Here is a 26,485-nt window from a genome sequence, read left to right on the forward strand (position 1 = left end):
TCAAATTCTACTAATTAGAAGTCAAATCTAGTTTTCTCAATATAAATTTCCATATAGGTTCTTCTCCTATCACTACAGAAGCTCTACCTATCATCCCTGTATGCAATTCATATAATTCTTTAGTATCAATTGTCCCTTCTAATTCATATACATAAGCTTTTGAATCTTTATCAAAAATTGGATGTGCCGATAAATATGTCACTTTTCCTATTTGTTTATCTGTCTTTTTTAACTTAAATGCATATTGAATTTTATCTCCTTTTTTTATCCCTTTTATATCTTGAGCTGACAACAAGATTTTCACCTTTTTTCATCTTCCCTTGGAATAATTGAAACTATCTCTTGACCCGGTTCAATCAAATCACCTTGCTGTATAATAGAGGGAAATTGTACAATACCATCCTTTTTCGCTTTTATAGTTGTCGTTTCATTTTGATTGTGTAATCCATCCAAATCTTGTTTTTTTGCAAATATTTCTTGCTCTAAAGATTGAACTCGTTGATTAACTGAGATAACGGCATTTTCTTTATATTGATTTAAAATATCTTTTTTTTGTTCTTGTTTGCCTTTCCTAACAATATCAACCTTTTTTCTTTCATTCTCTAAACTTCCTTTTCTCTGTTCAATTCGCTTTTCAATACTACTTTTTTGAGACTCTAAAGAATCTTCTTTATCATCCAATAATTGTTTTTGTTCTTCTAACAAATTTTCTCTCTTTCTTTGTTTACCAATAGATACTATTTCTCTTTGAATATTTTCTTTTTCTACAATTAATCCTTGTAAAATATCATCTTGTTCATCTAATAATTTACTATTCCCTATTACTTCTATTTCATTTTCTTTTTCATTTTGCAAAGATTGATATCCCTGTTCATATGTTTTATATTCTTCCCTAATTTTTATATCTACCCCATTAGAAAAAGAGGATTGATGAGATTGAATACTTTGCTTTAATTGTTCCAACATCCCCTTCTTTTCTTCCAAATATTGTACAGTTCGATCCGTTTGATTTTGTCTATTAGTTAACTCTTGATTTTTTAATTGAATTAAAGTATCTCCCTTTTTCATCTCATCTCCAGATTTAACCATAACATTATCTACAATACCTACTATTCCAGTTCTAGATACGCTTATATCTGTTTTACTTTGTATTATTGCAGTTCCTTTACTAACAACATCAAACTTTCCAATATATGCCCAAATTATAAAACCTAATAAACTCAAAAAAAGCAAAGATAATAATATAGCAATAAACCGAGGTGGTTTTCTTTCTAATAACTCCACACTATCCGTTAATTGATCAAAAGAATAGATTTTACTCATATTGACCACCCCTCATTGCATAAAATTGTTGTTCTATATGCTCTACATGAACCGTTTGATTCTTCCAAAGACGATAATATTCACCTTTTTTAAATAATAATTCTACATGCGAACCTTCTTCTATAATATTGCCCTTTTCCATTACAAAAATTTCATTTGCATGTTCAATTGTACTTAAACGATGAGCAATCATAATTACTGTTATTCCGTGTAAACCTAATTCCTTTAACATATCTGTAATATGTTTTTCAGTCGTAGAATCCAAGTTACTTGTTGCTTCATCTAAAATTAAAATATCTGGTTTTTTTAATAAAGCTCTTGCAATCGCCAAACGTTGTCTTTGTCCACCTGATAAATTCGAAGCATTTTCTTCCAAAGGAGTTTCATAACGTAGAGGTAACTCACTAATAAAATCATGAACACAAGCCTGTTTACATACTTGAATAACTTCTTCTAATGAAATAGGACTCTTAAGTCCAAACCGTAAATTATCATAAATGGATCCACTAAAGAAAAAAGATTCTTGTGATACATACGCAATTCGATCTCTCAATGCTGTTCGATTTATCTCTTTAATATGATAGTCATCATAATATATTTCACCTTGTTGCGATTCATAGTAGGACATTAATAATTTTGAAATTGTTGTTTTACCTGAACCACTTTCTCCTACAAAAGCTACTTGACTACCTGGTTCAATAGAAAAACTTATATTATTTAAAACGTTCTTACGTGTTCCATAACGAAATGTAATATTTGAACACTCAATTTTCCCAGATAAACGCTTAGGAAAAACCTTATTATTCTCTTTTTCATCTTTTTCTACGTCCAAATCAAAAATTTCATTTAATCTTTCCCCAGCAACTAATGCAGACTGCATTATAGGCTGAATTCCTATTAAATTTTCAATAGGATTTAGAAAATAAGTTAAAAGTGCATTATATGTAATCAATTCGCCTATTGTCATATTACCTTTTAATACTTGCATAGCACCCACCCAAAGAATAACTGTACCACCAATCAAATCAAGCCCTGTCTTAATAGAACCCTGTAAATTAAATAACATTCCTTTTTTAAATATATACCTAAGTAAATTAACAAAACGACTTTCTGTTTGATAAAACACTTCTTTTTCAGCATTATAAGATTTTACAGTTGCAATCCCATTTAAAGACTCCACTAAATACGATGTTAGCTTTGCATTACTTTCCATTTCTTCACGATTAATACGTCGATACGGTTTATGAAATGCTAATATAATTCCTATATAAAATGGAATTAAAAATAATGTAATTCCAAATAACATTGGACTATGTGCATATAATAAAATTGCTCCTAATAAAACCATTACAGTATCAATCATTAATGTAATAGTTACATTTGATAAAGCATCACGTATTTTACCAGCATCCATAAATCTAGAAATAATTTCGCCTACTTTTCTTGTCTCAAAAAAATTCATAGGTAAATTAATTACATGGCGATAATATTCAAGTACTAATCGAACATCAATCCTTCGACTCAAATATAAAATTAAATGTGTTCTAAAATAAGAAAGTAAAACTTTAAAAATATACAATACAATAACTCCAATAGAAATAATATGAAGTGACTGTATTAACTGATTAGCTACAATATCATCTATTAAAAATTTAAAATAAAATGCTCCCAATAATCCAAATAAATTTTAAAAAATAGATGCTAAAAATATAGGGAAAAGTAAAGATTTTTGTGTTTTTAATAATACTAAAAAACGCGATAATGTTCCTACATTCTTATTTCCTCTTTGAAAATTTTGACTAGGAACTAATAATACTAATATTCCAGTCCAAATTTTACAAAAATCATCTTTTGAATATACTACTAATCCTTCTGCCGGATCTGCCACATATATTTTTTGCTTTTTTATTTTATAAACTACTACATAATGAAGTAGTCCCCCTGGCATAACAACATGTGCAATTGCTGGTAAAGGAATTTCATTTAATGCCTCTGAATCAGTTGCTTTAACACCTTTTACTTCAAAACCTAATTTTTCACCGGACTCAATTAATCCTTGTACATTTGTCCCTTCTAGGTCAGTTCCAGCAATTTCTCTGATTTTTGAAATAGCTACAGAAAGACCATAATAACGGGAAACCATTGAAAGACAAGCTGGCCCACAATCTTTCAAATCTTGTTGTTTAACACAAACAAATTTTCTTTTCAATTTATATCCTACTCTCTTATTTCTATATAAAATTTAATAAATGAATTATATAATTATAAAATTTATAATTAAGAAGATATGCATAATTTAATATAAAAATGTATATATTAAGATATATAATTATCATTGTTATTAATTTCAAAAAATTGATGCATTTTTCTACACATTATAATTAGGAGGAAATATCATGAAACTAAACACAGCAAAATTACAAGAAATGAACAAAGAAGAAATTGAAAAAGTAAACGGTGGAGTAAGTCCTTTTGACATGTATACAATTGGGTCAGAACTTTGGAAATTGACTAAAGAATACGCTAAAGGTCCAGGACCATCAATGGAAATGCAATATAAACATGGCATGCCAGGCGGTAAATGGTAATAATTAAAAACATATAAAAAATCCCTACAATAAGGAGAAATAACAATGAATAAAAACAAATATACTCTACTAACAAAAAAAGAATTACTAAAAACTAATGGTGGTAAAACAACATTTGTAGCAACTGATGCATCTTATTATCCTCGAAAATGGGGGAAAGAACTTGGAGAATGGATCGCATCAAAAATTAAATAAATTACATATAATACAATTAATCATTTGTTAAATGAAACTAACATAAAATATCATTATCGGAATTCAATATATCTAGAAACTTAGAAAAGTCCCTTTAGAAGATTTGAAGGGACTTTTGTTCGTATAATTAGTATTATCAAAAGTTCGACTTTTTCCAATAAAGTGAAACCTTAATCAGTGGGGGCTTCATCCCCCACTAATTATTAGCTCTCACCTCACTTCTTTGCTTCCACCAAATTTTGAGGTGGGAGTATTACTGCCCGCGTTAGTGCGAGATAACGCATTTTATCTAATTTTCTACTTCAGCGAAGGAAGTTATCCAAACTTTATAAATAAAAGAATGAGAAGCAATATAATCCCAATTACTTTTCATATTAGGTAATCATTTGATATGTTTTAGGAATATTTACAATTCCTCTTTTCTTCTATGCTATAAAGCAATGTAATAAACTTACATAATGCCGCTGTTTTCACACTATCTTTCCGATAAATAAAGTACGTTGGAATAAATCTATTTTCATTTAATAACGGTGTACGGACGAGCTCCCCATGAGAATCAAATTGCTCCGCTACTTCCCGTGGGAGCATGGATACGCCAAGACCAGCTTTTACACATCCGATAATACCATCTAAAGAGTTTAACTCCATTACCTTCCTCGGAACAATCCCTTCCGACAATAACCATTCCTCCAATACCTTTCTATAAAAACAGCCAGATTGAAAAACGATAAATGACTGCTCTTCCATATATTTATGATCCAGTAAAAATTTTCTCTTTGACAGTAACATCATTTCCTCTTGAAATACTTCTATCTTTTCTAACGCCGGATCGTCAATGGTATTCGCTACAAATCCTCCTTCTAGCTCATGTAAAAGTATTTTTTTCGTTAATTCTTCCGTACTGTTCGTTTGAAGTGCAATCTCAACTTCTGGATATTTTGTATGATAATTAGAAAGAATACTTGGCAGTCTAACTGCTGCTGCCGTTTCCATTGCTCCGATTTTTAACATTCCCCCTGATAATTTCGTATATTTAATCTCTCTTTTTGACTCATTTAATAATTGAATCATTTTTTCAGCATATCTCAATAATGTTTCTCCTGCAGGCGTTAATGTGACCCCATTACGGTGCCGATAAAATAACTGTGTTTCATACTCTGTTTCTAGCCTTTTTATTTTAGCTGTTATATTCGATTGGACAAAATTAAGACGAACTGCTGCTTTTGAAATACTTCGCTCTTGCGCTACCATATAAAAAGCTACAAAATCTTGTAAGTTCATTTTTCTCGTCCTTTCATTCATATCATTATTTTTGATATTACATATTAAAAAACAGTATTTTACGCACTATGTATATTCCCCTATCATATGTATTAAAAGCTGTTTCAAGAAGGGAGATTACATGAAAGAAACAAAGACATGGAAAATGATTCTATCCGGTATCTTTGCCTTAGTAGCTGTAATGGGCATCAGTCGTTTCGCTTACACACCCATTATTTCTTTTATGGAAAAGCAAGCTCATATTGAGGAAGACCTCGCTGGATATTTAGCCTCCAGTAACTATCTCGGCTATCTTCTTGGTGCCTTCTTTATTGGATTTATTACGTTAAAAAATCGTGAAAAAGTGTTACATCATTGTTTATTTTTTAACGTCCTTTCGACCCTTTGTATGGGCTTTACCTCTCAAATTTTCTTTTGGTTTCCTCTTCGGCTTATTGGGGGCTTTACGAGTGCTATCGTATTCGTTCTTGCCTCTAGTATTGTTCTAGATTATTTATTTCATCGGAATAAGATTGTACTAAGTGGGATGATTTATAGTGGTGTTGGAATTGGAATTATTTTTGCTGGATTATTCGCCCCTCTGTTCAACTCGCTTTGGTATTGGAAGGGATCTTGGATTGGATTAGGTCTTATTAGTTTTAGTTTAGCTATTTTTGTGTGGAAATGGTTAAAAGAAGATACTAGACATACTGTGCAAAAATCAAAAGTTACTACAATAGATACGACTCATAGAAAAAATTATTTATTTTGGCTCATTTTAGCTTATGGATTTGAAGGATTTGGCTACATCATTACCGGAACTTTTCTTGTCACGATTGTAGAAAGAATTACCCTCTCATCCTTTTATGCGTCGTGCAGCTGGATTATTGTTGGTATCGCCGTTATTCCATCTAGCTATATTTGGTCAAACATTGCTCAAAAGTACGGGACAACACGCGCTCTTATCTCAGCCTACTGTCTACAAATTATAAGCGTTCTATCTCCACTTCTTATTCCCAACGTAATCGGAGCATTTTTAAGTGCTTTTCTTCTCGGAGCTACATTCGTAGGTATCACTATTTTAACAACGACAGAAGCAAAAAGAATCAAACCAAATGAAAGCAATAAAGTTATCGGTTATACAACTGGAATTTATGGTATTGGACAAATTATTGGGCCAATTTTTACAGGGGTTATCGCGAAACAAACACAGAGCTTCTCTTTTCCACTCATTGGTGCTGCGCTTACATTAGTTATTTCAATTTTACTATTATTAATAGGTGAACTAAAATGCAAGCATGTCTGTGCTAAGCGAACTTCTATAGATACAAATACTCCTTGAAACATTCAACATACAATATTCTTTATCCTATTTTTAAAGATAATTCCCTTATACAAAAATACCCCCGCTAACCGCGGGTGTATTTTCACAAGACTTTCTAATCCTTACTTCACAAATCATCTCGACTAAAGTCACACTCTTTTAACGGGACAACCTTCGTCTTTTTAATAAACTTATAACCTAACCAAAGAACGATAAACACTGGCACACTAATATACGATACAAACATTCCATACCAGTTAATCTCCCCTCCAGAAACCACTTCACTTCCCTATCCAATAATAACAACGATACATAATATTAACGTAAACAATGGACCAAAGGGATACCATTGCGCCTTAAATTTTCAGATTATTTAAAGCGCAATCATTTTTATATCCCTATTTCAACATAAAAAAGGCAATCAAGAAAGCTCTTAATTGCCCCCTACTCTATATCAACTCTGGTAACTGTACCTTCTTCTGATAAGCTCTCCATGTGATACACCATTTTTTCGGATCATCTAGAAAATCCTGTTCATCTAATTTATGAATCGTACTATTTTGCGGAGCGGTTTGAATTATTTCTGGACTTTCATATGCCTCTCTCGAAATTTGCTCAAGTGCCGTAATATACTCATCTAAATCTACCTTAGAATAGCTCTCAGTCGGTTCCAACGTAAACGGCTGAGGAACAATATATGGATGGTGACTCGTCCAATAATGTAAGCCGAAATCTGTCATTCTTCTTTGAACATCTTCTGTCGTAATACCCGTTTCATTGTTCATCTCTTCCCAGCTATAACGAACTTGTTCAAGCCGCTGTCCTTTTACATAAGGAGCACTTGCACCACGAATTTTTTGTACTTTATGATACATATAATTGTTGTTTAACACAGCCGTGGTCGCCACTTCTTTTAGCCCTTCTGGTCCAAGCGCACGAATCCATGCATAAGCCCTTAAAATCGTTTGTGACACCCCATGAAAAGCACGTATTTTCCCAATAGAATGTTTCAATTTATGGTTTAAATAATATTTTCTCTCATCGCACTCAACAATTGGTCCCGGTAAGTACTCTTTTAACTTTTTACTCACACCAAGTGCACCCGTTGCTGGTCCACCACACATATGCGGAGCTGCAAATGTTTTGTGAAGATTAAAGAAACACATATCAAATCCCGCTTCTTTCGCCCGAGTAATCCCAAGAAGACCGTTTGCATTTGCTTGGTCGTAGTAACAAATCCCACCAGCTTCATGAACAACCCGTGTAAACTCTTTAATCTTCGAATTAAAAATCCCTGTATCTTCAGGGTTTGCTACAACAAATCCTGCTGTTCGTTCTGAAACAACAGCTTTTAACTTTTCAAGATCAGGAAATCCATCTTTATCGGGATGAAGCGTAATGATTTTAAAACCTTTAACAGCTGCTGTAGCCGCTTGTGAAGGATGTGAAAAAATGGTTGTAATAATTTCATTCCGTTTTTCCCCTTCTCCTCGAGATTCATGATATTTTCTGACAATGGATGCCATAGCGAATAACGCCTGCGTGCCACCACTTGGTTGAAATGAAAAATGATCCATACCAGAAATTTCTCTCATGCAAAGATCCAATTTATATATAATCTCCAGCATTCCTTGGACCGTACTTTCATCTTGAAGAGGATGCAATTCCATTATTTTAGGATTTCGTACTAATAATTCATTAATTTTAGGGATATATTTCATCGTACAAGTCCCTTGGCCAATTTCAACATTAAAATCTGACCCTAATGTCTCTTGCGAAAGTCTCACATAATGCCTTAACACACGCGCTTGACCGATTTCTGGAAGTCTCGCTCTTTCTTTTCTATACATAGAATGAGGAATCTTTGAAACTCCATCTCCAACTTCCTGCACAATCGTTTGATCCGCTACCGGAACTTCTACTCCTCTTTCTCCTCGCTGGTGAAGTTCAAAAATAATTGGTTCATTCCATTTCGCTTGATGAAAGTCACGAACTTTACTATCCCCTTTAATTTTTTTCATGAGTCTAGTCTCCTTTCTATTCATCTATTTTAATTCACCACAATTTCTTGAAGAGCAGTAATTAAACAATCCAAATCTTCCTTCGTATGGACTTCTGTAACGCAATATAAAGCGCATTGACCAAATATAGGAAACTCTTTCGAAATATCCTTTCCTCCAAATATCTGTTTTTCTAACAATCTCTTATTTATAGTTTCTACTGATAAACCGGTCTCATTAAAATCAACAAGAAACTCTTTAAAAAATGGAGAACTTAATCTTGAGCCTCTCACCCCAGGGATTTTGTTCAATTGTTTTACTGCATATTGACTATTTTGCATAATGGTTTGACCTAATTCATACATACCATTTGGTCCAAGTAACGATAAATAAACCCCTGCTGTAATCCCCCATAGCGCTGTTTGTGTACCCACTGATTCTTTTCCTTTTTCACGAAGCGCAAAAGATGTCCGGTCATAAGCTACATCTCCAAATCCGTACTCTCCTTCTTTTACTGTTGGTACCATTCCAAATAAACGTGAAGGATATTCATTCACAAATTTTTCTTCATCTCTTGTAGCAATAAACCCCGCTTGCCCTCCGCTATAGTTCATATGCATACCAAGAGGCTGCAAATCACCACAAACAATATCTGCTTGATAGTGACTCGGTGGTGCCAGTACTCCAAGGGATATTGGATCAACACCAACCACTACTAGCGCATTGTACTGCTTCGCAATTTCCGCAATTTCCATCCCTTGTGATTCAATAAACCCCAAATAGGAAGGATTTTCAAAATAAATCGCTGCTACATTAGAAGATACCTTATTCTTTAAATCTTCTAAATCTAGAAGACCATTTTCATCGTCATAACCAACAGAAATAAATTCAAGATCCGGAGACCCATAATTTTGAATAATTTTTATTCTCTCCGGTGATACAGTTTGTGCTACTAATACCTTTGTCCTTTTGGTTATACGGGCAGCCATCCGAATTGATGTAGCTGCTGCTTGCCCCCAATCAAATGTAGGCACATTTACAACATCCATATCAACAAGTTCCGCGACTAAACTTTGATATTCAAATAACGCTTGAAATCTACCATGATCCTCATAAGGTTCTCCAGCATATGCCGTTAGAAATTCTGAGCGTTGATTCACTTCATCACAAACAGCTGGGACAAAATGTTGCCAACAACCTGCTCCTAAAAAATTTAGATATTCATTTGTACTCGTATTCTTACACAATATCCCTTCAATATGGCGACGTAGTTCGTATTCTGTAAGCGCCTTTGGTATATTCATTTCCTCTTTTAACTTTAGTTCATCTGGTATGCAAGCGTACAATTCCATCACGGATTCAACGCCTATTTCTTTTAACATCTCTTCCTTTACTTCAGGTACCATATTTGGAATGTAAGGATGTACCTTTTTCGTCATCTTAATACCCCCTTATTAAATTTAATTCAATTACGCTAAGCCTCCACCATCAACAACGAGTTCCGTTCCTGTCACCCAAGATGACAAATCACTAGCCAAAAATAAAACACCTTTTGCAATATCACGAGGCGTACCAATTCTTGATAAAGGTCGATCTATTGCTGAATCTTTCAAAAACACTCCCTCTTCTACATTCAATTGCTTCGCCTCGCCACGTAGTAACTGCGTATCTGTATCACCTGGGCATATGCAGTTCACTCGAATATTTTGCGGTCCATGATCAATTGCCATCGCCTTCGTTAAGTTCACAACACCTGCCTTCGCAGCACAATATGCCGCTGCTTTATCGCCTCCTTTTAGCCCCCATCCGGAACCAGTGTTAATAATACTTCCACCTTTCTTTTCAGCCATAATTGGAATGATATATTTAGATAAAAGGTATACACCTTTTAATGAAACATTAATAACTGAATCCCATTCCCTTTCCTCTAATTCAACAACTGTTTTTCTTCTAATAATTCCCGCATTGTTAAACAACACATCTACATTTCCATATACCCGCTTAATATATTCACTGATATTCTTACAATCTAAATCACTTGTTACATCACACTTCAAAAACTCTGCTCGCTGTCCCTCATCTCGTAAACTCTGTGCCGCTTGCATACCCTTTTCTTCATCAATATCTAAAAGAATAACCTTAGCCCCTACTTCAGCAAAAATCATTGCGGTCGCATACCCAATTCCTGATGCCGCTCCAGTCACAACCGCCACCTTATCCTTTAATTGAAAATAATCTCTTTCCATAAAAAAACCCCCTTTATTCACATCTGCCTTTTATTAAGCAAAAATCATGCCAATTTTATTACATAGAAAAACCTTATCGTAGCAAGCAACCTTAGCACAATCATTTGACATTTTTGACAAACATTTGACACTTTTGTATTTTTCCGAATTATCATACAATAGTTATATAATAGAAAGGGGGGCTAACTTGTCTACAATCACAGCAATTACAAAAATTATTCATACCTTTGCTGAACTATTACAAATAGAAATTGCTTATTTTAACCACGAAGGGCTATTAATTGCTTCAACGGAAGAATATAAAAAGAAAAAAGGAGAGCGTGTATACCTTCCCTTTTTCCAGAAACTATACGAACATCCCATTACCTTTGTACATAAACCCGGTCATATGAATATGTGTCATGGTTGTCACTTTCAAAAGAGTTGTCCATCAACTGCAGAAATCATACAAAATATGATTCAAAATGAACGTCACTATGGCTATCTTTCATTTGTTAGTTTTTCAAAAGATAAGCAACAGAAATTGCTCGATCAGCAAAAATATTTTATCTATTGGATGGAAAAATTAAAAGAAATTATTACCGATATTATCCATGAAACGAACTACTCTCCTGCCAGAGTAGGGACAAAATTAAAACAAACTGAATATATCCTTGGAAATAGCTATACATTACAAAACATAAAAGAAATCTTAAAAAATATGAAAAGTAGTACTTCCTCTATCGTTATTACAGGAGAAACAGGGACAGGGAAAAGCTTAATGGCAAAACTGATTCATGAACAAAGCATGTTCCAAAGGGGAGATTTCATTGAAATAAATTGCGCTAGTATTCCTGAATCTTTATTCGAGAGTGAACTCTTTGGCTATGAGGAAGGTGCATTTACGGGAGCAAGGAAAAAAGGAAAACCGGGTTACTTTGAAATGGCTGATCGAGGAACGCTATTTTTAGATGAAATTGCCGATCTCCCTCTCTATTTACAACCAAAACTATTGAAAGTACTGCAAGATGGTGTTGTACAAAGAATTGGTGGAACGCTTCCTAAAAAAGTGAATGTCCGAATAATTGCTGCATCTAATCAACCATTAGAAAAATTAATAGAATCTAAACAATTTCGTCCAGATCTTTACTACAGACTCAATGTTATTCCAATCCATTTACCACCACTCCGCGAACGGAAAGAAGACTTAAAGAAACTCGTTCCCTTCTTAATTGAAAAATTACAAACAAGAACAGGAAAATTCATTCAAACTTATACCGATGAGTTCCTAGCAAGATTAAAACAATATCACTGGCCCGGGAACATTCGTGAACTAGAGAATGTTTTAGAATATAGCATGAATATGGAGAAAAGTGGCCAATTAACTGAATCATCACTACCAGCATTTCTTCAAAATAATTCGGATTTACTGCATTCAACTACAAAACAACATGGTGCATTACAAGAGGCTGAAAAAGAGAGTATTATTCAAAAACTTCATGATTATGGTTATGATTATGAAGGAAAAAAACAAGCCGCCGCCGCTTTAGGAGTAAGTGTGCGAACACTATACAGAAAAATGGAGAAACTCGGAATATCTGAGCCAACTAGATAATATATACTTTTATTATTAGAGCTTGCTTTTTTCATATAAACTACTAAACAAAAAAAGAAGCTAACATAAAACATGTTAGCTTCTAAAAATCTACCTTTGCAATTGCACGATATCCTATATCATTTCGATAAAATAAACCATCGCTCTCGATTTTTTCTATCTCTTTATATACTTTATCCTTCGCTTCTTGTAAGTCTTTTGCTTTACAAGCAACAAATAGCACACGACCACCGTTTGTTACAAAATCTCCATGTTTCATAGCTGTACCTGCGTGAAAGACAATTGCATCTTCTAACATATCTAACCCGCGAATCACAGCACCTTTTTCATATGCTTCTGGGTATCCTTTTGAAGCAAGTACGACACCAATAACTGCTTCCTCTGACCACTTAAGTGTTAACTCTTTCCCATCTAATACGTAATTACATACGTCGACTAAATCACTTTCTAAACGAGGTAATACAACCTCTGTTTCTGGATCACCAAAACGAGCATTGAATTCAATTACTTTCGGCCCTTCGTTTGTTAAAATAAGTCCCGCGTATAAAATACCTGTAAATGAACGTCCTTCTTGAATCATTGCCTTGGCAGTTGGATGTAAAATTGTCTCAATTGCTTCGCTAACTGCTGATTCGGGAATTTGCGGTACAGGAGAATATGCACCCATTCCTCCTGTATTCGGTCCTTTATCACCGTCAAAAGCACGTTTATGATCTTGTGCAATTACCATCGGATAAACAGTTGTTCCATTTACGAATGCCATTAAAGAGAATTCCTGTCCATCTAAAAATTCTTCAATAACAACCTTTTTACTCGCTTCACCGAATTTTACATCTTGCAGCATTTCTTTTACAGCTTCGAGCGCTTCTTCTAACGTCATTGCTACTGTTACACCTTTTCCAGCTGCTAAACCGTCCGCTTTAATAACAATAGGTGCACCAACTTTTTGAATGTATGCTACCGCTTCCTCATAGTCTGTGAACGTTTCATATGCTGCCGTTGGAATATCGTATTTCTTCATCAATTCTTTTGTAAAAGCTTTACTTCCTTCAATTACAGCAGCTGCTTTATTCGGTCCAAAAACGCGAAGTCCTTCTGCTTCAAAACGGTCAACAATTCCATTCATAAGAGGAATTTCTGGACCAACGAATGTTAAGCCGATATTGTTTTCTTTCGCAAACAAAACAAGTGCATCAAAATCATTTTCATCAATATCAACTGGCATTGCCATATCTCTCATACCTTCATTGCCCGGTGCTACATACACCTTCTCCACTTGCTCAGACTGGGCAAACTTCCAAGCTAAAGCATGCTCGCGCCCACCGCGGCCGATTACTAAAACATTCATATTTTATCCTCCACTTTATTAAAACGGAAAATAGGAGCAAGCCTATTTTCCGTGTCGTATTTTGTAGATAAGTCGATATCCCATGTCGAAACGCCGATATATCATGAGAAACGGTCGATATATTTGAATTTGCGCCGATAAAATTTCATGTGCTTGTATATCTCTATTAATGTTTGAAATGACGTACGCCAGTGAACACCATAGTAATACCATATTCATCAGCTTTTTTAATAGAATCTTCATCGCGGATAGATCCACCAGGTTGAATGATTGCTGTAATACCTGCTTTAGCAGCCTCTTCTACTGTATCTGGCATTGGGAAAAATGCATCAGATGCTAAGGCACTACCTTGCGCTTTGTCAGCAGCTTGCGAGATGGCAATTTTCGCCGAGCCAACGCGGTTCATTTGTCCAGCACCAACACCAATTGTCATGTTATCTTTTGCTAAAACAATCGCATTTGATTTTACGTGTTTAACAACTTTCCAAGCTAGTTTTAAATCGGCCCATTCTTGCTCCGTTGGTTCACGCTTTGTTGGAACTGTAATTGCATCTTCATCTAGTGCTAGTGTATCTTCTTCCTGAACTAAAAGGCCACCTTGTACAGAAGTTAATTTTTTACTTGCATTTGCTGCTTTTTCAATATTTACAGTTAACAGACGTAAATTTTTCTTACTTTGCAACACTTCTAAAGCTTCTTGTGAGAAAGAAGGTGCGATAATAATTTCTAAGAAGATTTCATGTAACTTTTCAGCCGTAGCTTTATCAATTTCACGATTGGCCGCAATAATGCCTCCAAAAATTGATACAGGATCCGCTTCGTAAGCACGTGTATATGCTTCATGAATATCAGTACCAACACCAACTCCACATGGGTTCATATGTTTTACAGCTACCACTGCTGGCTCTGTAAATTCTTTTACAATGCTAAGTGCTGCGTCTGCATCATTGATATTGTTATAAGATAATTCTTTTCCATGTAATTGTTCTGCATATGCAACAGAAGAAGTTGCTGCAAACGGCGCTTTATAGAATGTTGCTTTTTGATGTGGGTTTTCACCGTAACGTAAATCTTGTTTTTTCTCGAATGTTACTGTTAATGTTTCTGGGCTTTCTTCTCCCATTTGTTCAGTTAAATAGTTTGAGATTAATGCATCATATGCCGCTGTATGGCGGAATACTTTTGCTGCTAATTTTCGTTTTGTTTCGTCTGTAACTTCACCGTTTTCTTTTAGCTCAGCTAGTACAACATCATAATCTGTTGGATCAACGATCACTGATACAAATTTATGATTTTTCGCAGCTGAACGAATCATTGTTGGACCACCGATATCAATATTTTCAATTGCATCAGCAAATGTCACATCAGGTTTAGCAACTGTTTCTTTAAATGGGTATAAGTTTACAACAACAAAGTCGATTGGCTGAATGCCTAATTCATTCATCTGCGCTACATGCGTTTCATTATCACGTACTGCAAGTAAACCACCATGAATGTTTGGATGTAATGTTTTCACACGACCATCCATAATTTCCGGAAATCCTGTTACTTCAGAAATCCCAATTACTCGCAATCCATTTTCTTCCAATAATTTTTTCGTTCCACCTGTTGAAATAACTTCAATCCCTTGTTCAAGTAACCCTTTAACAAACTCTACAACACCTGTTTTATCTGAAACACTTACTAATGCACGCTTTTTCATTTATCCTTCACCCCTAGTTGAATGTTATTTAACAGTCTTCTCTTTCATAGATTGAACGATTTCGTTCACCGTATCTACGTACAATCTATGTTCAACTTGCTGAATTTTCTTTTGTAAACTCTCTCTCGTATCCGCGTCAGAAACATTTACTGCTTCTTGTGCAATAATCGGTCCTGTATCCATCCCTGCATCTACGTAGTGAATTGTCACTCCTGTTACTTTCACTCCTGCCTCTAACGCTTGACCGACAGCATCTTTCCCTGGAAAACTTGGCAATAATGATGGATGAATATTAATGATTTTTCCGCCATATGCTTCTAATAATGTTGGCCCGATAAGACGCATATATCCCGCTAAAATAACACAATCGATCTCGTATTCTCGCAGTTTTTTTAGTATCTCATTTTCAAACGCTTCTTTTGATTGATATTCTTTCGCTGAAAAAGCAAAGCATGGAACATGATGATAATGCGCTCGTTCGATAACACGCGCCTCAGGTTGATCACATACTAGTAAACTAATATCAGCTTGTAATCTTTTTTCTTCCACTGCATTCATTAGCGCTTGGAAGTTAGAGCCGCTTCCTGAGGCAAAAACTGCCAATCTACTCATAGTTCTGTGCCTCCATGAAAAGTGACACCTGATCCTTTTACAGTGCGCCCAATGATGTGTGCTTTTTCCCCTTGCTCTGCAAGAAGCTTAACAACATCTTTTGCATCTTCTTCTTTTACTGCCACTACCATACCAATACCCATGTTAAAAATATTGAACATCTCTTTTTCTTCTAGTTTTCCAACCTCTTGAAGCAAGCTAAAAATCGGTTGAATTTGCCAAGAACCTAGTTCAATTTCTGCACCCATTCCTTCTGGCAACATACGTGGAATATTTTCAATAAAACCGCCACCTGTAATATGAGCCATGCCATACACTTCATATTTCTTCAATAGTTCTAAAATAGGTTTGACATAAATTTTCGTTGGCTTTAATAGTTCTTCACCAAGAGGTAGTTCTAAACGACCATGTATACGATCTAAAGATAGCTGTCCGTCTTCTAATAACACTTTGCGCACTAAAGAATAACCATTACTATGAATACCGCTAGATGCTAAACCAATTAACACATGACCTTCTTCAATAGACTGACCTGTTACAATTTTCTTTTTATCAACAATACCAACCGTAAAGCCTGCTAAGTCGTACTCTTCAGTGGAATACATACCTGGCATCTCAGCTGTTTCTCCACCAATTAGCGCACAGCCAGCTTGGCGACAACCTTCTGATATACCTTTGACGATGTTTTCAATTTTACTAGGTTCTGCTTTACCGCAAGCAATATAGTCAAGGAAGAAAAGCGGTTCTGCCCCTTGGACAACAATATCATTTACACACATTGCTACTGCATCAATACCAATTGTGTCATGTTTATCCATCATGAAAGCGAGCATCAATTTTGTACCTACACCGTCTGTTCCAGATACTAATACAGGTTCTTCTAATGCAAATTTTGATAGGTCAAACATACCTCCAAAACCGCCAAGACCTCCTAGTACTTCTTTTCTCATTGTTGTTTGTACGTGTTTTTTCATGCGAGATACCGCTTCATATCCAGCTTCAATATCTACTCCTGCTTGCTTATATGCATTCGCCATCGTTTTTTACACCTCGTCTTTTAATTTCTCCCACCAAAGCGGGCGCTTTAGAAAAGAGCTAGCTTCTACTTCAAATAAAGTAGAAGCTCCTCACTTTTTTTATTTCATACTTTCTAAAAGCTCTTGCTCGTAATCATAAAGAGCTGTTGGATAATCCCCATTAAAGTACGCCATACATAAGCCGCCATATTTCCCTTCATATGGGCGTCCAATTGCATCTACTAAACCATCTTCACTTAAAAATGTTAAAGAATCTGCGCCAATGATTTGACGTATTTCTTCTATAGAGTGGTTTGCTGCGATTAATTCTTTTCTTGTTTGAATATCAATGCCATAGAAACAAGGATATTTAAGTGGTGGAGAAGCAATTCTCACATGCACTTCTGTCGCCCCTGCCTCGCGAAGCATTCGAACAATACGTTTACTTGTTGTTCCTCGTACAATCGAATCATCGATCATTACAACGCGTTTTCCTTCAACTACTCCTCGTACTGCTGAAAGCTTCATTTTTACCCCTTGCTCACGCAATTCTTGAGAGGGTTGGATAAAGGTACGACCAACGTAACGATTTTTAATTAATCCTAATTCATATGGAATGCCAGTTGCTTCTGCATAACCGATCGCTGCCGAAATACTAGAATCTGGTACACCCGTTACAACATCTGCTTCAATAGGAGCTTCCTTTGCTAAAGCTTTCCCCATGTTTTTACGTGCTGCATGAACATTGATACCAGCAATATTGGAATCTGGACGTGCAAAGTAAATGTATTCCATACTACAAATTGCGTGTTCCACATCATTTGTAAAACGATCTACTTGAATGCCCTTATCATTAATGATAAGTAGTTCCCCAGGTTCAACATCACGAATGTATGTCGCACCAACTACATCAAAAGCACATGTTTCAGATGCTACAACGTACGCATCTCCCATTTTTCCGATTGAAAGTGGACGGAAACCGTTCGGATCTAACGCAACGATCATTTCATTACCTGTTAGTAAAAGATACGCAAATGCGCCTTTTACTTTGTTCAACGCATCTTTTACGCTCTCAATGAGTGAACCTTTTGTATTACGCTTAATTAAATGAAGTAGTACCTCTGTATCTGAACTCGTTTGAAAAATACTTCCTTCTGCCTCTAATTCGCGACGAAGCATTTTTGCATTAATTAAATTTCCGTTGTGAGCTAATGCCATACTATGATCAGAGAAACGGAATAATAATGGTTGCACGTTCGCTACTTCACTTCCGCCTGCTGTTGCATAGCGCACATGTCCAATTGCTGATCTTCCATTTAAGCCTTCTAGCTCACCTCTTGAAAACACTTCTGATACTAAACCTAACCCCTTATGACCAACAATTTTCTCCCCATTATTTACAACAATGCCTGCGCCTTCTTGCCCACGGTGCTGTAAACTGTGCAAGCCGTAGTACGTAACTTGTGCTGCATTTTCATGCCCCCAAATTCCGAAAACGCCACATTCTTCATTTAACCCCTTTATTTCAGCAAGCATGGGATTGCCCCTTTCCAAGCCTTTCTCATTTCATCAACATTTGCTACAAGTAATACTTCGTTCTCTTCATTTTGAATTGTTACTTCATTTGTACTTGTAACTTCCCCAACTTGAATTGCTTCTACTGCTTTTTCGAATGCTTCTTGTTGTTCACGTTTTACTGTTACGACAAAGCGTGATTGTGATTCTGCGAATAATGCCGCTGTTGCTTCCCCAGCTAATTTCACAGTAGCACCTAAGCCTTTCGCACCGATTGCACTTTCAGAAATTGCAACTGCCAATCCGCCTTCTGCAACGTCATGTGCAGATTGAACAAGTCCCGCTTGAATTGCTTCTAGTAATTGTTTTTGGCGTTTTAATTCTACTTCTAAGTCGATGCTTGGTGATTGACCAAAGATTTTACCGTATACCATCTTCTGTAATTCACTTCCACCAAACTCAGCTTTCGTTTCACCAATTACATAAACTAGATCTCCAGCTTCCTTAAACTCTTGTGTTGTTACATGTTTTAAGTCATGAACAAGACCTACCATACCAACAGTTGGTGTTGGATAAACAGCTTCACCGCTACGTTCGTTGTACATTGATACGTTTCCGCCGATAACTGGGGTTTGTAGTGTACGACAAGCTTCACTCATACCATCTACTGATTTCTCAATTTGCCAGAAAATTTCTGGTTTCTCTGGATTACCAAAGTTCAAGCAATCTGTAATTGCAAGTGGCTCTCCGCCTGAACATACGATATTACGTGCAGCTTCTGCTACTGCAATTTTACCGCCCATTTCAGGATCTAAGTAAATGTAGCGAGAGTTACAGTCTGTTGTCATTGCTAATGCTTTCTCTGTGCCACGTACACGTACAACTGCCGCATCTGACCCTGGTGTAACAACTGTGCTTGTGCGTACTTGATAATCGTACTGATCATATACCCACTCTTTACTTGCAATCGTTGGTTGTTGTAATAAAGCTAGTAATGTCTCTTTATAGTTATCTACTTTTGGTGTTTCCATTTCCATTTCTTGGAACTCTTTAAAATATGCTGCCTCTTTTGAAGGTTTATGATAAACCGGTGCTTCTTCTGCTAATGCGTCCGCAGGTACTTCTGCTACCATTTCACCTTTATGGAATAAGCGAAGCATTTTATCTTCCGTTACTTTCCCCATCGTAACAGCCGCTAAACCGTACTTCTCAAATAAGTCTACAATTTCTTGCTCTCTGCCTTTTTTCACCACAATCAACATACGTTCCTGTGATTCAGATAACATCATTTCATATGGTGTCATACCTGTTTCACGTTGTGGTACATCATCTAAATACATTTCAATACCCATTCCTGCTTTACTTGCCATTTCCGCAGAAGATGATGTTAAACCTGCCGCTCCCATATCTTGAATTCCAACAAGAGCATCAGATTGGATTAGCTCTAGACATGCTTCGATAAGAAGTTTCTCCATAAATGGATCGCCTACTTGTACTGCTGGTCGTTTCGCTTCTGAACTCTCAGATAATTCTTCTGATGCGAAAGTTGCACCGTGAATACCATCGCGTCCCGTTGAAGCACCTACGTACATAACCGTGTTACCAGCACCGTGTGCTTGCCCTTTTTTAATATCTTCATGATTAATTAAGCCAACGCACATTGCGTTTACAAGTGGGTTTCCTTCATAACATGGATCAAATTGTACTTCTCCGCCCACAGTTGGAATACCAATACAATTACCGTATCCTGCAATCCCTGCAACTACTTCTTCAAATAGATATTTTACGCGTGGTGATTGTAGTTCACCGAAGCGAAGTGAGTTTAATAATGCTACTGGACGAGCTCCCATCGAGAATACGTCGCGAATAATACCACCAACACCCGTTGCTGCACCTTGATATGGCTCAATTGCCGAAGGGTGGTTATGACTTTCCATTTTAAATACAACCGCTTGATTATCACCAATATCTACAATACCTGCACCTTCGCCAGGTCCTTGTAAAACGCGCTCTCCTGTAGTCGGGAATTTGCGAAGAACTGGTTTTGAGTTTTTATAACTACAATGCTCTGACCACATAACAGAGAATAGTCCTGTTTCTGTGTAGTTCGGCAAACGTCCTAAAATCTTTTCAACCATGGCAAACTCTTCGTCTGTTAGCCCCATTTCCGCATATATACGTTCTTCTTTAATTTGTGTTGGATTTGGTTCAAGCATTAACGACATATGTTTCCCTCCAATGTTTCAAAATAGATTGAAAGACTTTTAAACCTTCAGCGCCGCCAAGAATTTCATTCACAGCACGCTCTGGATGTGGCATCATGCCAAGTACATTTCCTTTTTCGTTTACAATACCTGCAATATCTGAAACGCTTCCGTTTGGATTATCTACGTAACGGAATGCAATTTGATTCTTTTCTTCTAATTCTTTAAGAGTTGCTTCATCACAATAGTAATTTCCTTCACCATGTGCAATTGGAATGTTAATTACTGCACCTTGTTCATATTGCGATGTAAACATCGTTTCGTTATTTTCAACACGTAACTGAACAGTACGGCACATAAACTTTAAGTTTTTATTTCGCATTAATGCACCTGGTAACAATCCTGATTCAACTAAAATCTGGAATCCATTACATACACCTAGAATTGGCTTTCCTTGTTCAGCAGCTTTTTGTACTGCCTTCATTGCATTTGCGAAGCGAGAAATGGCACCGCAGCGAAGGTAATCACCGTAAGAGAATCCTCCTGGTAAAAGAATCGCATCATATTCATCTAAATTCTCTGCATCATGCCAAACGTAGTCTACCTCTTCGCCAAGCTCATCTTTAATTGCATGAAACATATCAACATCACAGTTCGAACCTGGAAAAACGATTACGGCAAATTTCACTGTGCGACAACCTCCTCAACTTCATAACGGAAATCTTCCATTACTACGTTCGCTAATAGCTTTTCACACATTTCTTTTACCTTGCTATCCAGATCAGTTACTGATTTATCAATTGTTAATTCCATATATTTACCGATACGAACATCTTGTACTTCTGTGAAAGAAAGACTGTGCAAAGCACCTTTCACCGCTGTTCCTTGTGGATCTAATACGCTCTCTCTTAATGTTACATATACCTTAACTTTATACATGTGAAGCTCCCCCTAAACGTTTTAAAATTTCTTCATATGCCTCTGTTAAATTCCCAAGATCACGGCGAAATACATCTTTATCAAATTTCTCATTACTCTCTTCATCCCATAAACGACAAGTATCTGGTGAAATCTCATCTGCTAATACGATTTCGCCTTCTTCTGTTAATCCAAACTCTAATTTAAAATCTACTAATCTTACACGACAGCTTGCGAAGTGCTCAATCAATACTTGATTGATTTGTAGAGCTTGTTCTCTTAATGTACTTACTTGCTCTGGCGTTGCAACGTTTAACACACGAATATGGTCTTCTGTTACAAGCGGATCTCCTAAATCATCATCTTTGTAGTAAAGTTCTACGATTGGTGCTGCAAGTGCAGTTCCTTCTTCCATTCCTAATCGTTTTGAAAGACTTCCTGCAATTACGTTTCTTGTGACAACTTCTAATGGAATAATACTTACCTTTTTCACAAGTTGTTCTGTATCTGACAGCTTCTCAACAAAATGTGTTTTGATTCCTACTTCTTGTAACTTTCTGAATAAAAGAGTTGTAATCTCATTGTTCAGACGACCTTTTCCTGTAATTGTCGCTTTTTTCTCCCCATTGAAAGCAGTAGCACTATCTTTGTACTCTACCCAAACCATATCTGCTGCTTCTGTACGATAAATTCTTTTTGCCTTACCCTCATACAGCAATTCTAGCTTTTGCATTTCGCAAGCCCCCTGTAGTTTGAAAAATGTGAATAGTTTATTTATAAAGAATGGCACAGAATACCTCTACTCTGTGCCATATCAAATTATCAGCTTAGTTCAATCCAAGACGTTCAAAAATTGTATCAACATGTTGCATATGATGTTCATAATTGAAGCATTCGTTGATTTCTTCTTGTGTTAATTTGCTTGTAATACGCTCATCTGCTTCTACAAGCTCTTTAAATTGTACTTGTGTCTCCCAAGCTTCCATCGCTTTAGGCTGTACGATATCATAAGCTTCTTCACGTACCATACCTTTGTCGATTAGCGTAAGCATTACGCGTTGAGAGTAAATTAAGCCGTATGTTCTTTGCATGTTGCGCTTCATATTCTCTGGGAATACCGTTAAGTTTTTCACGATATTACCAAAGCGATTTAACATGTAGTTTAATGCGATCGTTGCATCTGGTAAGATCACGCGTTCTGCAGAAGAGTGAGAAATATCACGTTCGTGCCATAATGGAACATTTTCATAAGCAGTTAACATGTAACCACGAATTAAGCGAGCCATACCAGTCATATTTTCAGATCCGATTGGATTACGTTTATGCGGCATTGCAGAAGATCCTTTTTGCCCTTTGGCGAAAGCCTCTTCTACTTCACGTGTTTCACTCTTTTGCAAGCCACGAATTTCAACCGCAATCTTTTCAATAGATGTTGCAATTAATGCAAGTGTTGACATGTAATGTGCATGACGATCACGTTGTAATGTTTGTGTTGAAATTGGCGCTGCTTCTAAACCTAAGTTTTCACAAACATACTTCTCTACGAATGGATCAATGTTCGCGTATGTACCAACTGCACCAGATAATTTACCAACGCGAACTGTATTAGCTGCTTGCTTGAAACGCTCTAAGTTACGTTTCATTTCTTCATACCAAAGACCAAGTTTTAAACCAAATGTTGTTGGTTCCGCATGCACACCATGTGTTCTTCCCATCATCACTGTGTATTTATGCTCTTTTGCTTTGTTCGCTAAAATCTCAATGAAGTTTTCTAAGTCTTTTAATAAGATTTCATTTGCTTGTTTTAAGATGTAAGATAACGCTGTATCCACTACGTCTGTTGATGTTAAGCCGTAGTGTACCCATTTACGCTCTTCGCCTAATGCTGGTGTTTCTGATACTGCACGAGTGAATGCAACTACATCATGACGTGTTTCTTTCTCAATCTCATAAATACGATCAATATCAAATGATGCATTCTCGCGAAGTTTTTTCACATCTTCTTTTGGAATATCGCCAAGTTCAGCCCATGCTTCACAAGCTAAAATCTCAACTTCTAACCATGCTTTAAATTTGTTCTCTTCCGTCCAAATCGCACCCATCTCAGGGCGTGTATAACGACTAATCATCTTTTTCCCTCCAAAAGTTGTTCTTGATGGTCCCAAATATGCAAACTCTGCGATTTTTTTAAAGCAACTTCAATATTTTCATTTAAAATATTTACATGCCCCATTTTACGCTGTGGCTTTGCTTCTTCTTTTCCATACAAGTGTAAATAGCACCCGGTTAATCTATTCACTTGTCCAAGGACCCCTTCTATATGTTCGCCTAAAATGTTTACCATGACAACTGGTTTTAACAAATTTGTTTCTCCTAGAGGTAAATTACAGATTGCTCGAATATGTTGCCCGAATTGACTTATTTCACATGCATCGATTGTATAATGCCCTGAATTGTGAGGTCTTGGTGCTAATTCATTAATATAAATCTCACCAGCTGCTGTAGCAAACATCTCTACTGCTAGTGTTCCCACAAGCTGCAGTTCATCCGCAAGTACCTGTGCGTATTCAATTCCTTTTTGTGAAAGTGCTTCTGTGATGCGAGCTGGTACGATAGATTCATGTAAGATGTTATTCACATGAATATTTTCAGCTACTGGAAATACCTTCGTTTCACCACTTATGCTACGAGTTACAATCACTGATATTTCTTTTTCAAATGGCACCCATTTTTCTAAAATGCATTCAGTTTGACTAGCAAGTTCACTTGCTCTCTCAACATCTGATTCACTTCTTAAAACCACTTGTCCTTTACCGTCATACCCTCCTGTTGTTGTTTTTAACACGCAAGGGAAGGACAGTTCTTGAATCGCTTCAAGAAGATCATCTTGCTTTTGGACAAGTCGATATGGTGCTACTGGTAACCCAGCCTTTACGATTGCATTTTTCTCTGTAAAACGATTTTGTGTTTTGTATAGTAGCTGACTGCCTTGTGGTAAATACGCATGTTTTTCAAGCCATTGTAAACATCTATAATCAATATTTTCAAATTCATATGTGATAACATCGCTTATTTCTGCTAAATGCTGAATCGCTTTCAAATCATCATAAGATGCAACAATTTCAATATCAGCAACTTGTGCACATGGTGAATGTTTTGTCGGATCTAGTACAGCAATTTTATAACCCATTTCCTTCGCTGCTAGCGCCATCATTCTTCCAAGCTGGCCACCGCCAATAATTCCAATTGTTTTTCCTGGTAAAATGATTCTTGTCATATTAGTTCACTACCTTCACGCACATTTTTCTCAATTGCTTCTCGTCTCAGTTCTAATGCATCATGTATATCATCATGAAATGAGCCAAGTATTTGTGCCGCTAGTAGTCCTGCATTTGTTGAACCAGCCTGACCAATCGCAACAGTTGCAACTGGAACTCCTCCTGGCATTTGAACGATAGACAGTAACGAATCCAAACCATTTAATGCTTTTGATTGAACAGGAACACCGATTACAGGAAGATTTGTCTTCGCTGCAACCATTCCTGGTAAATGAGCGGCTCCTCCAGCTCCAGCAATAATAACTTTTAACCCACGTTCACGAGCTGTTTCTGCATATTCAAACATATAATCTGGAGTCCGATGAGCGGATACAACTTTCTTCTCATACGGAATGTTTAATTCATCTAAAATGTCACAAGCATATTTCATTGTTTCCCAGTCTGACGCGCTTCCCATTATGACTCCAACTAGTGATTTCATATTAGAATCCCCCCGATTCAAATAAAAAAAGCCTGAAATAGAACATTTTCTCTTTTACTATGAGAGAAAGCGCTCTACTCAGGCATACGTATCCTTTGTGAATAGAAAAATACCGAGTGACTTTCCCTCATAGTCTAACGAATAACGGTCGTTAGGTAGAGACTTGCAGGCCATATCCCCGCGATTATATGAGGTGCGATATAATATTGTTTCTATGGCTATATTAACAATATTCCATGAGCAATGTCAATAAATAATCGAATGTTTTTTTATTACTTATTGATAACGTTCGTGTTTTAGTTATATTCAAAAGAGGAAGTGAAAATATATGCATGTATGAAAGGGAATTAGGATAATAATTCAAAATATAGATATACAAGGATTCCCCTTTAACTACAAGGTTTCATTAGGGTACTATATCAATGGAGCTAAAAAGATTATTCAGCATATATTTTTTATTTAGGAGCTTTATGCTTATATGAATGTGTATGAAAAAGATTGCTATGAGAAAAGCTAGTTGATGAATAAACAGTACCGGACTTTTCAGGTTGTTTAAACGGTTCAATCTTATCAGGAGACTGAATAATACACAATGATAAAATATTCCCAATGTATGTATTCAAGATAATGAAGTAATTCATTTTGAGATAGAAGAACCTACCGATTAAAGTGTTTTTGAACTAAAGGATGCCTTTATGCCTGAATAATAGTATGAAAAGAGAATTTAAAACCACAAAAAAACCTAAGTCAAAAAGACTTAGGTTTTTGCTTGGCGACGTCCTACTCTCACAGGGACAAGGTCCCAACTACCATCGGCGCTAGAGAGCTTAACTTCCGTGTTCGGTATGGGAACGGGTGTGACCTCTCTGCCATCATCACCA

General features: G+C 36.3%; 20 protein-coding genes, 1 rRNA gene, 3 pseudogenes and 1 riboswitch. Of the genes and pseudogenes, 4 read left to right on the top strand and 20 right to left on the bottom strand.

Going from position 1 to position 26,485, the window contains the following annotated elements:
- Positions 1-10: 10 nt before the first annotated feature.
- Both AC1M36_RS21835 and AC1M36_RS21840 read right to left on the bottom strand, forming a co-directional pair.
- Positions 11-1,323: pseudogene (locus AC1M36_RS21835) on the bottom strand (hemolysin D).
- Positions 1,316-3,532, bottom strand: a pseudogene (locus AC1M36_RS21840) (peptidase domain-containing ABC transporter). Before AC1M36_RS21840 ends, AC1M36_RS21835 begins: the two co-directional pseudogenes overlap by 8 nt.
- A gap of 187 nt (positions 3,533-3,719) precedes the next feature.
- On the opposite strand from AC1M36_RS21840, the gene AC1M36_RS21845 reads away from it, so the two are divergent.
- Together AC1M36_RS21845 and AC1M36_RS21850 are read left to right on the top strand one after the other, a co-directional pair.
- Complete coding sequence (locus AC1M36_RS21845; protein ID WP_336454136.1) at positions 3,720-3,911, top strand: hypothetical protein; 192 nt, start codon at positions 3,720-3,722, stop codon at positions 3,909-3,911.
- Positions 3,912-3,956: 45 nt separating this feature from the next.
- On the top strand, positions 3,957-4,106 hold the full coding sequence (locus AC1M36_RS21850) for a hypothetical protein (protein ID WP_336454135.1): 150 nt from the start codon (positions 3,957-3,959) through the stop codon (positions 4,104-4,106).
- Between the two features lie 396 nt (positions 4,107-4,502).
- Here AC1M36_RS21850 and AC1M36_RS21855 read toward each other — a convergent pair whose 3' ends face one another.
- Positions 4,503-5,387, bottom strand: coding sequence for a LysR family transcriptional regulator (locus tag AC1M36_RS21855; protein WP_336454134.1), 885 nt, complete (start codon positions 5,385-5,387; stop codon positions 4,503-4,505).
- Positions 5,388-5,508: 121 nt separating this feature from the next.
- Between AC1M36_RS21855 and AC1M36_RS21860 the strand changes: the two genes are divergently transcribed.
- Positions 5,509-6,708 carry a YbfB/YjiJ family MFS transporter gene (locus tag AC1M36_RS21860; RefSeq protein ID WP_336454133.1) on the top strand — a complete coding sequence of 400 codons (1,200 nt, stop codon included), beginning with the start codon at positions 5,509-5,511 and terminating at the stop codon, positions 6,706-6,708.
- Between the two features lie 109 nt (positions 6,709-6,817).
- Here AC1M36_RS21860 and AC1M36_RS21865 read toward each other — a convergent pair.
- From AC1M36_RS21865 to AC1M36_RS21880, 4 genes and pseudogenes are all read right to left on the bottom strand, one after another.
- Positions 6,818-7,051 (bottom strand): annotated as a pseudogene (locus AC1M36_RS21865) (amino acid permease); the annotation flags it as partial.
- Between the two features lie 88 nt (positions 7,052-7,139).
- Positions 7,140-8,711 carry an aminomethyl-transferring glycine dehydrogenase subunit GcvPB gene (gene gcvPB / locus AC1M36_RS21870; protein ID WP_479846185.1) on the bottom strand — a complete coding sequence of 524 codons (1,572 nt, stop codon included), beginning with the start codon at positions 8,709-8,711 and terminating at the stop codon, positions 7,140-7,142.
- A 29-nt stretch (positions 8,712-8,740) separates the two neighbouring features.
- Positions 8,741-10,129 (bottom strand): aminomethyl-transferring glycine dehydrogenase subunit GcvPA, encoded by a 1,389-nt coding sequence (gene gcvPA / locus AC1M36_RS21875; RefSeq protein ID WP_479846186.1) that lies wholly within the window; start codon positions 10,127-10,129, stop codon positions 8,741-8,743.
- A gap of 30 nt (positions 10,130-10,159) precedes the next feature.
- Positions 10,160-10,936: an SDR family NAD(P)-dependent oxidoreductase gene (locus tag AC1M36_RS21880; protein WP_479846187.1), complete on the bottom strand. Its 777-nt coding sequence runs from the start codon at positions 10,934-10,936 to the stop codon at positions 10,160-10,162.
- Positions 10,937-11,123: 187 nt separating this feature from the next.
- Here AC1M36_RS21880 and AC1M36_RS21885 point away from each other — a divergent pair, with 187 nt between their 5' ends.
- Complete coding sequence (locus AC1M36_RS21885; RefSeq protein ID WP_479846188.1) at positions 11,124-12,530, top strand: sigma-54 interaction domain-containing protein; 1,407 nt, start codon at positions 11,124-11,126, stop codon at positions 12,528-12,530.
- Between the two features lie 82 nt (positions 12,531-12,612).
- On the opposite strand, the gene purD is transcribed toward AC1M36_RS21885, so the two are convergent.
- The 13 genes from purD to rrf form a co-directional block, all read right to left on the bottom strand.
- Entirely contained in the window at positions 12,613-13,878 is a 1,266-nt protein-coding gene (gene purD / locus AC1M36_RS21890; RefSeq protein WP_479846189.1) for a phosphoribosylamine--glycine ligase, read from the bottom strand.
- A 166-nt stretch (positions 13,879-14,044) separates the two neighbouring features.
- Positions 14,045-15,580 carry a bifunctional phosphoribosylaminoimidazolecarboxamide formyltransferase/IMP cyclohydrolase gene (gene purH, locus AC1M36_RS21895; protein WP_336454126.1) on the bottom strand — a complete coding sequence of 512 codons (1,536 nt, stop codon included), beginning with the start codon at positions 15,578-15,580 and terminating at the stop codon, positions 14,045-14,047.
- 24 nt (positions 15,581-15,604) lie between these two features.
- Positions 15,605-16,192 (bottom strand): phosphoribosylglycinamide formyltransferase, encoded by a 588-nt coding sequence (gene purN, locus AC1M36_RS21900; protein ID WP_336454125.1) that lies wholly within the window; start codon positions 16,190-16,192, stop codon positions 15,605-15,607.
- Entirely contained in the window at positions 16,189-17,229 is a 1,041-nt protein-coding gene (gene purM / locus AC1M36_RS21905) for a phosphoribosylformylglycinamidine cyclo-ligase (protein ID WP_336454124.1), read from the bottom strand. Before purM ends, purN begins: the two co-directional genes overlap by 4 nt.
- A gap of 99 nt (positions 17,230-17,328) precedes the next feature.
- Positions 17,329-18,744, bottom strand: a complete 1,416-nt coding sequence (gene purF, locus AC1M36_RS21910; RefSeq protein WP_336454123.1) for an amidophosphoribosyltransferase — start codon at positions 18,742-18,744, stop codon at positions 17,329-17,331.
- Entirely contained in the window at positions 18,729-20,948 is a 2,220-nt protein-coding gene (gene purL / locus AC1M36_RS21915; RefSeq protein WP_336454122.1) for a phosphoribosylformylglycinamidine synthase II, read from the bottom strand. Before purL ends, purF begins: the two co-directional genes overlap by 16 nt.
- Positions 20,932-21,615 carry a phosphoribosylformylglycinamidine synthase subunit PurQ gene (purQ, locus tag AC1M36_RS21920; protein WP_336454121.1) on the bottom strand — a complete coding sequence of 228 codons (684 nt, stop codon included), beginning with the start codon at positions 21,613-21,615 and terminating at the stop codon, positions 20,932-20,934. The genes purL and purQ overlap by 17 nt, the downstream gene beginning before the upstream one ends.
- On the bottom strand, positions 21,612-21,866 hold the full coding sequence (gene purS / locus AC1M36_RS21925) for a phosphoribosylformylglycinamidine synthase subunit PurS (RefSeq protein ID WP_000278826.1): 255 nt from the start codon (positions 21,864-21,866) through the stop codon (positions 21,612-21,614). Before purS ends, purQ begins: the two co-directional genes overlap by 4 nt.
- Complete coding sequence (gene purC, locus AC1M36_RS21930; protein ID WP_336454120.1) at positions 21,859-22,578, bottom strand: phosphoribosylaminoimidazolesuccinocarboxamide synthase; 720 nt, start codon at positions 22,576-22,578, stop codon at positions 21,859-21,861. Before purC ends, purS begins: the two co-directional genes overlap by 8 nt.
- A 94-nt stretch (positions 22,579-22,672) precedes the next feature.
- Positions 22,673-23,974, bottom strand: a complete 1,302-nt coding sequence (gene purB / locus AC1M36_RS21935) for an adenylosuccinate lyase (RefSeq protein WP_336454119.1) — start codon at positions 23,972-23,974, stop codon at positions 22,673-22,675.
- Complete coding sequence (gene purK, locus AC1M36_RS21940) at positions 23,971-25,122, bottom strand: 5-(carboxyamino)imidazole ribonucleotide synthase (protein ID WP_479846190.1); 1,152 nt, start codon at positions 25,120-25,122, stop codon at positions 23,971-23,973. The genes purB and purK overlap by 4 nt, the downstream gene beginning before the upstream one ends.
- Positions 25,119-25,604, bottom strand: coding sequence for a 5-(carboxyamino)imidazole ribonucleotide mutase (gene purE / locus AC1M36_RS21945; RefSeq protein WP_479846191.1), 486 nt, complete (start codon positions 25,602-25,604; stop codon positions 25,119-25,121). Before purE ends, purK begins: the two co-directional genes overlap by 4 nt.
- 110 nt (positions 25,605-25,714) lie before the next feature.
- Positions 25,715-25,816: riboswitch (purine riboswitch) on the bottom strand.
- Between the two features lie 555 nt (positions 25,817-26,371).
- Positions 26,372-26,485: ribosomal RNA gene (rrf, locus tag AC1M36_RS21950) — 5S ribosomal RNA — on the bottom strand; the annotation flags it as partial.

Source organism: Bacillus sp. Medicinal_06 (genome assembly GCF_056711665.1).